Here is a 7,614-nt window from a genome sequence, read left to right on the forward strand (position 1 = left end):
CTCCTGGCCCGTCTCTTACCTAAATTGAATTTGAATTTCAATATCAAAAGAGACGGGCCACCGTACTTAGAATTCTATACTTACCTTGACATTGGCGTGTACGCCGGGCTCGTAAATGGATTCGCCCGTGCCGAGCGCATACTTCTGGTTAAAGATGTTGAGTACTTCGCCAACGATGGCGTACTGTTTGTTTTCGCCGAATTTTACGCCCATCATGGCGTTGGCCGTTGTCCAGGAACTGTTGGAATAGATGGTGCGGGTAGAGCCGCTTTCCTGTTCGTTCTTGGTGGCAAAGCGAATGTAGGCATCACCGATGACGTCCAGGCTTTCAGTGACCGGGTAGAGCGCCCGCACGCCGGTGCGTCCGGTCCATTCGGGGGTGCCGGTTTTCCAGGTCTTGTAGTTGCCGTTGTCAAACTGGCGTTTCATCCAGGTCAGGTCGATGTAGGGCGTGAAGCCGTAGGGCAGGTCGTAGCTGCCGCTGAATTCCACACCGTGTGTTTTGGCCTGGCTGACGTTCTTGTAATAGAACAGGTTGTTACCGGCCTGCTGTGACGAAATATAGTCTTCGGCCACAGTGTAAAATCCGGTAAGGTCAAGGTTGAGACCGTGAGCGGAGTAGCGCGCGCCCAGTTCCCAGGTGTTGGATTTTTCAGGGTTCAGGTCGGGGTTGGGGTACACGGTGCCGCCGCCCATGGCGGAAGTGACGTACTTTTCCTGAAGGTTGGGAACACGGAAACCCTGGCTGAAGCCCGCGCGCAAGGTCAGGTCGTCAATGCCCTGCCACATGAGGGACACGTTGAATACGGGGTGTGATTCCCATGTGTCGCCGGTGGAGCCTGCGTCAATATCGCTGAATACGGGGTTGGGCGCCATAGAGGTTCTTTTACGCTGCCAGCCTTCGGCGGTTCCCATATGCGACTGCACCCAGGTCTGCCGAACGCCGTAGGACAGTGTGAAGTCCCAGGGCAGCTTGCTTTCCATAAGGGCGTACAGGGCGTGGGTGTCCATATAACCCTTGTACTTGTAGTGCTTGTCGGTCAGGGTTTTCACGGTTATCATGGGATTAGGCTTGATAACCGTCGTTGTATCTGTGTCCGTGGTGGCATCAAGACTGTCCCTGTTGAATTCATAGCCGGCGATGAGGTAGTGATTCTCGCCGATGGACCAGTCGGACTGAAGGCTTGCGCCCCACTGCTCGTTCTTGTTGTCCGCGTGGTTGTCCATAAGCATGGACATGGGGGCTTCCGCCACTTCCACATGGTTGAGCATTTTTTTCTTGCTGTGCTGCCAGAAGGCGTCAAGACGCAGGCGCGGCAGGAAGAAAGCCACATCTTTTGCTTCGGCAAATACCGCGGCCTTTTTGCGTTCCCAGGGCGAAATGTCCACAAAGAAATTGGGCGAGCTGGTGTCGCCGGACATTATTTCGCTGTAAAACTGTTCATACATGCCGCCCGCGGTAAAATTGGGGCTAAAGTCATAGCTCAGAAAGGCCGAACCGGACTGCTGCTTGAACTTGGAATGTTTGGCTTCGCCATCGGGGGTGGACAGGTTGTGCTGATAGGTGTTGGCCCCTGTTGCGCGATATTTGAAGCCTTCATAGCCGCCAAACAGGGAGAGGCTCTCGGCAAAACCTCTGGTGGAGCCGTTGTAGCTTGTGGTTATCTGTCCCTGTATGGGTTTTTGCCCGCCCTTTTTGGTGATGATGTTGACAACGCCACCTAGCGCTTCAGAGCCGTACAGCACCGAGGCGGGACCTTTGATGACCTCAACGCGCTCGATCATGGCGGGGTCGATGAGCAGGGCTGTTCCGTCCATGGACTTGTTTTCAGCGATTTTTTGCCCGTCAATGAGAATGAGCACACGGTTGGGGCTTTCCCCACGGATGGAAATACGCTTCAGGCCCTGCGCGCCGGAGTTGACAACCTGTACCCCGGGGATGTCCTGCAGCAGGCCGCCCACAGTGGCTGCGGGCGATGTCTTGATTTCTTCCTCCGTCATGACGCTCACGGCCATGGGCACATCCAGCAGCTCTTTTTCAACTCGCGACGCGGATACCTTGACCGTTTCGGTCTGCAGGGGTTCGGCATGGGCGGGCGCGCTCCAGAGCAATGCCCCGGCCAGACCCAGGGGCAAGGCATGCCTGCGTAAGTTACGCAGCAAGATCATTGTTTTCCTCCAGCATGGTTTTAAGGTAATTGAGCAGCAATTGCGAAAGGTTCACCTGCCAAAACTGCCCTGCCAGCGTAAGCGTTACCCACCCCTGATCCTGCGTTACCAGACCCGCTCTCTGCCACTGGGCAAGCAGGGGGGACCAGATTTTGGCAAGAGGCAGGGCAAAGCGTTCTTCCAGCGCGGGCAGGTTCAGACAGCCCTGCTCCATGCCTTCGGCCACGGCCCGGAAGAGGAAGTAACGCTGCGGCGCTGGTTGCAGCATGCCCAAAGGTTTGCGCCCGTCGGCCACCTGCTGCATCCACGACTCATAGTCCGGCGTGTTGATATAGAAGTTTCCGGCAAAATTGCCGCCCGCACCGGGGCCGAAAGCCAGGCAGTTGGCGGAACCCTTGACGTAGAGGTTGTAGAGGTTGCGTTCTCTGGAGGTGCGCGCCCAATGGCTGATGGAAAGGCGGCGGTAGCGGGCCTGCGTCATGGCTTCTACCGATGCGGCAAACATGGCTGACTGGGCGGGGGCATCGGCTGCTGGAGGAATGCTGCCTTTCTCGATGGCCTTGCCCAGCGGCGTCTGGCCGTACACGTTGAGCTGGTAGCAGTCGGCCCCGTCAAGGTTGACAGACTGGGCCACGGCAATGTCTTCAAGCCAGCAATCCATGGTCTGCCGGGGGAAGCCGTAAATAAGGTCAACAATGACGGCAGCCTGATTGTAGCTCATAAGAAGTTCGAGGCCGCGCACCATGTCTTCGCGTGTGCCAAGGCGGCCCATGGAGCGCCGTATTTCCGTATTGAAGCTTTGCACGCCCAAAGAAAAACGATTGGCCCCGCCGGCAAAGCAGGCTTCCATTTTCCGGGCGTCAAAGTTGGTGAGACGTCCTTCAACGGTGACTTCGCAGTCATTGGCCAGGGGCAGGTTTTCACGGGCAGCCTTGAGGATGCGTTCCAGGTCCGCGGCTTCAAGCGCGGTGGGAGTGCCGCCGCCCAGATACAGGGCGTGCACGGGGGTGCTTTGCGCGGCAGTGCTGTCACGCCATTGGGCCAGTTCGGCCAGCAGGGCGTCCGTGTATACGCGGCTGTCGTCTTCGCCGTAGTGTTTGTTGTAAAAGCCGCAGTAAAGGCAATGGGTCTGACAAAAAGGCACATGGATATATGCTACGGTTTTGCCCTGCATAGGCGTTTGGAGCAGCGCTTCAAGCGTCGAATGCATCTCTTCTTCGGAAAGGGGTTGATTACCCAGGCCAGGATGTATGGCGATTTTTCCATCAAAAGCGTGCGACAGGGGAGACACCCCTTCGCGGGCGAAATATTTGTCCGGCTTGGGCCGGATGAGCGAATCCGGGCCGGACGGGCTATGGCAAACCGCCTGATCAGGGGACAATGCTTGAGTGTCGGACTGCATGGTTCTTCCTTTGCTGGCCCACATGGTCGGCCATAGTTAGTCTTGTCTAATTTGTTTAGCTGAGTTTACAAAAATGAAATCCAAAGTCAATTCCCTTTTTGAAAATAAATGAAATTTTTTAAAATATAAAAATATCTCATTGTATTATAATGATATTATTTTGCTATACTTTATCACGGGTGTGTGTCGCGCACGACAGGATTTTTTCACTTTGAAGCGCTTGCCCGGCGGCGAAGCGCCCCTGTTGCCGCCGTCCGTAACTTCCTCCGTCGCAACGGGCAAAGCACGTTCGCCTGCGCGCATTTGTAGTGCGCAATTTTCAGAAACTCAGCGTAAGCAGTCATGATCTGCAATGTTCTCATTGAGTTCATGTTGTCACTTGTCTGACCATCTGCACGGGGCCTCAGAAGCATAATCCAGGCATACGCCGGGCGTGACAGCGCCATGCGAAAGGTTAACGCCGGGGGTGCAGGAATGTTCGTACCGGCAGGTGTGTGGCGAAGACGCAGAAGATGGATGTTCAATGTTGCGGATTGCAGCCGGTGACAAAAAAGGGTTCTCTCTCGAAAACAGGAATGCCTGCCTTCGGGAGAGAACCCTGTTCGTTCGGGTTCGGCCGTTTTGCTGCCGGTTCAGGAAGTGGTATTGGCCGTTACGTTATTTTTTCGTGCACGCAATCTGGCGGTCAGCCAGTCTTTTTTTCAGATTTTCTGCCACGACTTCCGGGTCTGTCGGTTTGCGGGCAATGCCGCTTTCCATGGCGGCTTTGGCTGTGGCCGCCGCCACCCGGGGAGCCACGTCGCTGTTGAGCGTGGAGGGAATAATGTAGCCGGGGCTGAGTTCTTCGGGCTTGACCAGACCGGCGATGGCGTAGGCCGCCGCAATTTTCATGGCATCGTTGATATCCGTGGCGGCAACATCAAGAGCGCCACGGAAAATACCGGGAAAGGCCAGAACGTTGTTGATCTGGTTGGGGCAGTCGGAGCGGCCTGTGGCCACAACCTTGGCTCCGGCGTCCAGGGCGCGCTGGATGGGCCATATTTCGGGAATGGGATTGGCCTGGGCAAAGACGATGGGGTCTTTGGCCATGCTGCGGATCATATCTTCATCAAGCGTATCCGGAGCGGAAACACCGATAAAGACATCTGCCCCCTTGATGGCTTCGGCCAGGCCGCCCTTGATTTTCTGCGGGTTGGTGCGGCGGGCGATTTCTTCCTTATAGGCATTCATGCCTTCGCTGCGGCCATCCCATATGGCCCCGCGCGAGTCGCACATGATAACGTTTTTCAGGCCAAGGGCCATGAGCAGCTTGATGATGGCAATACCGGCAGCCCCTGCACCGCTGGTAACCACGGTGATGTCATCAAGTTTTTTGTTCACCAGCTTGAGTGCGTTGATAAGCCCGGACAGGGTAACCACGGCGGTTCCGTGCTGGTCGTCATGAAAAATGGGGCCTTTGAAAATGCCGTTTTTCTTCAGGGTGTCTTCAATGACAAAGCACTCCGGCGCCTTGATGTCCTCAAGGTTGACGCCGCCGAAGGTGGGGGCCATAAGCTCCACCAGTTCGACGATTTTGGCTGTGTCTTTGGTGTCAACGCAAATGGGAAAAGCATCCACATCGCCGAAGGTCTTGAACAGCAGGGATTTGCCTTCCATAACCGGCATGGCGGCTGCGGGGCCGATGTTGCCCAGGCCCAGAACTGCAGTGCCGTTGGATACCACACAGACAAAGTTGGAGTGGTTGGTATAAACGTCGAGTGTTTCGGGCTGGCGGTAAATTTCCATGCAAGGTTCGGCCACGCCGGGCGAGTAGGCCAGGGTGAGGTCATCGGTATCGCGCACGGGCGCCTTCACGCGCACCTCGATTTTGCCCTGATACTCTTTATGCATGGCCAGGGCTTCATCCCGCAGATTCTTGATACGAGACATTGTACACTCCTTGACTGGTGTGGTGCGCTTCCGGGCGGCGCGTTCCGCACGGCGCGGGGGGCTGCACCCATGACAGGCATGGGCAGGCGGAAGCGAACAGCCTGTCGGGCTGTTGGGTAAATTGTATTTTCCGCAGCATATGCCGGTTCCGGCACAGGCGCAGGGTTGTGGCCCCGGCGCACCCACGTGACAAACCATATGGGACGCGCCGGAAACTCAGTCTTTCATATGAACTTTGCCGTCTCTTGCCCAATAGCGCAAGCCGCTGTGTTGTTTGAGTATTTCAAACGTGTCATCCAGGGCGGCGGCATCCTGCGCGCGAAAGCGTATTTTCACCTGGCGCGTGCCGTTGTCAGCGGCGGCCGAGAGCACGGAAATGACGCTCATGCCGTGCGTTTTGAGTGTATCCAGAATTTCGCGGATGGTGCCTGGCTGGTTGGGCAGAATAAAGCCCGCTTCTTCGCCGCCCTGCTCAGCCCCGCTCATATTGAGCAGCGCGTGGAAAATATCCCAGCCCGTGATGATGCCGACCAGCTTGTCTTCGTCGTCAACGACTGGCAGACAGGCCACGTGCCTGTCAAACATGGTTTTTGCCGCCTGCTCCACGGTATTGTTGTAATGAATGGTAACAGGCGCGACCACCATGACATCCTTGACCTTTGTTTCGGCCAGAATGTCCAGGGCTTCAAGAATTTCAAAGCCGGTAGTGTGCTGCGGGGCAAAAGCCTTGAGGTCCGCAGAGGCTACAAGCCCCACCACTATGTTATCCCGGTCCACCACGGGCAGGTAGTTGATCCGGTTGTCCTTAAGAAGTTTTCTGCATTGCAGCAGGGAGGTGTCAGGCACGACAGTGATTACATGGGGCTTCATCCAGTCTAGTATAAGCATGGCATCCTTCCTTTTGGCGGATAAGGCTTTACTCCGCCGGGCAGAGCATTCAGGACGTATGCGGAACAGGCCCGGAACAGCAGGCTCCGGGCCTGTTCTCTATATGCCGGTGGCTCAGCCTTTGGCGCAGCCGCAGCCACAGCCCTGCATTTTTTTGCGCAGGGCTTCAGGCAGGATGCCCCTTACCGACTCCATACTGACCATCCGGCGCATGATGCCGAGCTGGTCTTGCAGGGGCAGTTGTTTGGGGCATACGCTGTCACAGGCCAGCAGGCCCATGCAGCCGAACACGCCGTTATCATCGCCGATAAGTTCATAATAATCCGCAGGGGTACGGTTGTCACGCGGGTCGATATAGAAGCGCGCCATGCGGTTGATGGCTGTGGCTCCAATAAAGTCTTCCCGCATGCGGGCTGTGCCGCAGGCGGCGACGCAGCAGCCGCATTCAATGCATCTGTCCAGTTCAAAGATTTCCGTAGCCTGGCTGTTGCTCATGCGCTCTTCCTGGGCATCCGGATTAAACTCTTGATTGGTATGAATCCACGATTCGATTTTTTTGCCCACCTGGCGAAACCATGTACCCGTGTCCACAGACAGGTCGCCGAGCAGCTTGAAAACCGGCAGGGGGTGCAGGGTGATATGGTCCGGTAGATCGCTGGTTTGCGTGTGGCAGGCCAGCCCCGGACGCCCGTTGATGACCATGCCGCAGGAACCGCAGATGCCCGCCCGGCAGCAGAAGTCAAACTGCAGGGAAGCATCAAGTTTTTCGCGTATGAGGTTCAGTGCGATAAAGAGCGTCATGCTGGGGTGCTCTTCAAGCTGGAATGTCTGCATATGCGGGTATGAGCGAGGGTCCAGCGGATTATAACGAAAGATTTCAAATGTAAGATTACGTCCCATGGTACCCCCCTTAGCCTTTCTGATCGTAAGGAACGATCTGGTCTTCCTTGATGTCGCCGGGAATGATCTTGCCGCCGCCGTACCCCCGGTCGCCGGGGGGCAGAATATAGAACGGCGTAGCCGGTTCATATTTAAGCGTGGGCAGGCTGTCGCCTTCCTTCCAGTAGGCGAGGGTGCGGTTGAGCCAGTCCTGGTCATTGCGTTCCGGGTAATCTTCACGAGCGTGAGCGCCGCGGCTCTCTGTACGCACAAGCGCGCCGTATGCCGTGCACAGGGCCAGCTTGAGCATGCCGGGAACCCGCAATGCCATGGAAAGCTCGGCATTG

Annotated in this window: 5 protein-coding genes and 1 pseudogene; all 6 read right to left on the reverse strand. The window is 56.4% G+C overall.

The genetic code is table 11. The annotated features are described in order from the left end of the window. Window positions 1-66: 66 nt before the first annotated feature. Window positions 67-2,169 (reverse strand): TonB-dependent receptor, encoded by a 2,103-nt coding sequence (locus tag QZ377_RS04040; protein ID WP_291439742.1) that lies wholly within the window; start codon window positions 2,167-2,169, stop codon window positions 67-69. Next, window positions 2,153-3,571, reverse strand: a complete 1,419-nt coding sequence (gene hutW / locus QZ377_RS04045) for a heme anaerobic degradation radical SAM methyltransferase ChuW/HutW (RefSeq protein WP_291439744.1) — start codon at window positions 3,569-3,571, stop codon at window positions 2,153-2,155. Before hutW ends, QZ377_RS04040 begins: the two co-directional genes overlap by 17 nt. A 657-nt stretch (window positions 3,572-4,228) precedes the next feature. Then, window positions 4,229-5,491 carry a malic enzyme-like NAD(P)-binding protein gene (locus QZ377_RS04050; protein ID WP_365854115.1) on the reverse strand — a complete coding sequence of 421 codons (1,263 nt, stop codon included), beginning with the start codon at window positions 5,489-5,491 and terminating at the stop codon, window positions 4,229-4,231. Between the two features lie 225 nt (window positions 5,492-5,716). Then, the gene (locus tag QZ377_RS04055) at window positions 5,717-6,388 is read right to left on the reverse strand and encodes a CBS and ACT domain-containing protein (RefSeq protein ID WP_291439748.1); all 672 of its coding nucleotides are present in this window, start codon (window positions 6,386-6,388) and stop codon (window positions 5,717-5,719) included. A gap of 114 nt (window positions 6,389-6,502) precedes the next feature. Beyond that, window positions 6,503-7,288 (reverse strand): fumarate reductase iron-sulfur subunit, encoded by a 786-nt coding sequence (locus QZ377_RS04060; protein ID WP_291439749.1) that lies wholly within the window; start codon window positions 7,286-7,288, stop codon window positions 6,503-6,505. Between the two features lie 10 nt (window positions 7,289-7,298). After that, window positions 7,299-7,614: pseudogene (locus QZ377_RS04065) on the reverse strand (fumarate reductase flavoprotein subunit); the annotation flags it as partial.

It is taken from the genome of Desulfovibrio sp. (assembly GCF_019424165.1).
In the GTDB taxonomy this organism is placed as follows: Bacteria; Desulfobacterota; Desulfovibrionia; order Desulfovibrionales; family Desulfovibrionaceae; genus Desulfovibrio.